The sequence below is a fragment of the Chromohalobacter sp. 48-RD10 genome (assembly GCF_029889785.1).
Lineage (GTDB): Bacteria > Pseudomonadota > Gammaproteobacteria > Pseudomonadales > Halomonadaceae > Chromohalobacter.
In genome coordinates this window covers 1-1,336 of the sequence record NZ_JARANX010000141.1, presented here as the reverse complement: position 1 = coordinate 1,336, position 1,336 = coordinate 1, and the positions used below count along the sequence as shown (strand labels likewise).

General features: G+C 60.9%; 2 protein-coding genes. Both read right to left on the bottom strand.

Features of this window, described 5'->3' with window-relative positions:
• Nucleotides 1-483: sulfite exporter TauE/SafE family protein (locus OP496_RS17780; protein ID WP_280565249.1), on the bottom strand; the 483-nt coding region annotated here is incomplete at its 3' end.
• Nucleotides 484-777: 294 nt separating this feature from the next.
• Nucleotides 778-1,336 (bottom strand): peroxidase family protein (locus OP496_RS17775; RefSeq protein ID WP_348522024.1); only part of this gene is annotated, 559 nt, incomplete at its 5' end.

The window sequence follows — 1,336 nt, the reverse complement described above, 5'->3', positions numbered from 1 at the left end:
ATATAGCAGATACAGCATCAACGGCGGCCCGCCGGAAGACGCCAGCGTCATGCACAGCCCCGAAGCGCCGCCTGCGCCAAGCGTCACGCCACAGTGATGCGTCTTGGGCGCCGCCGAAGCGGCATCGCGCTGGCACAGCAAGGCAACGGCGCCACCCATCGCCAGTAGCGCAACGACGATGCGCATCGGTGCAGCCGGCACGCTGGCCAGGAGCCAAACACCGATCAGTGTCGTCGTCGCCATACCCAGCAGCAGATAGCGCAGGCATGGCCAGTCGGCATGCCGCAGGGCCGGGCGCCATAACCCCAGGCTGGTGACGAGATCCAGCAGCAGCGCCAACGGCACGGCCTGAATCGGTGGCATGAGCAGCATCAGCCCCAGCGCCATCAGCATGGCGAAGCCAAAGCCGCAATAACCACGCACCATGCCCGCCAATAGCGCTAGGCTCATCGCAGCAGCAAGCGTGGGCAGTGTCGGGATCACGGCGGCTCCTGAGTACGGGCATGGGCTAGCTAGCGTTGCGAGACCTTAGCCAGCCCGCCCAGATCACGGTAGAGCCAGTTCCAGCGCACCGATGAGACATGTTGCAGTCACGAGATCGACGTTGGCATGCCGCTAGCCGCTGAGCACAGGCATGCAGAAAGGCACAAACCAAGAAGGCAGGAATCGGGGCGAGTGCATCAAGCGGAGGGCTTAGGGTATCGCGACACGGCGCACTACATCTTGAAGGGCCGTGTCACGTTGCCGGTGTGCAATGCACGATATAGGAAGGAGGTGTTACGCGACGTCGAAGCGGTCGGCGTTCATTACTTTCGTCCAGGCTGCGACGAAGTCTTTGACAAACTTCTCGTCATTATCGTCCTGAGCATAGACCTCCGCGTAAGAACGCAGCAGCGAGTTGGAACCAAAGACCAGATCCACGCGTGACGCGGTCCACTTGACCGTGTCCGTTTGCCGGTCGCGGATCGTGTAAAGGCCGTTACCCGCTGGCTTCCAGGCATTGCCCATGTCGGTCAGGTTGACGAAAAAATCATTGGTCAACTGGCCTTCACGGTCGGTGAAGACACCGTGCTGGGTACCGTCATGGTTGGTGCCCAGTACTCGCATACCGCCGAGTAGCACGGTCATTTCCGGCCCGGTCAGCCCCATCAATTGGGCACGGTCGAGCAGCATTTCTTCCGGCTTGACCACGTAATCTTTCTTCTGCCAATTACGAAAGCCATCAGCCAACGGCTCCAGCGGCTCAAAGGAGTCGGCATCGGTCATTTCATCGAGAGCATCACCGCGACCTTTCAAGAACGGTACGCGTACCTCATGGCCCGCCGCCTTGGCCGCT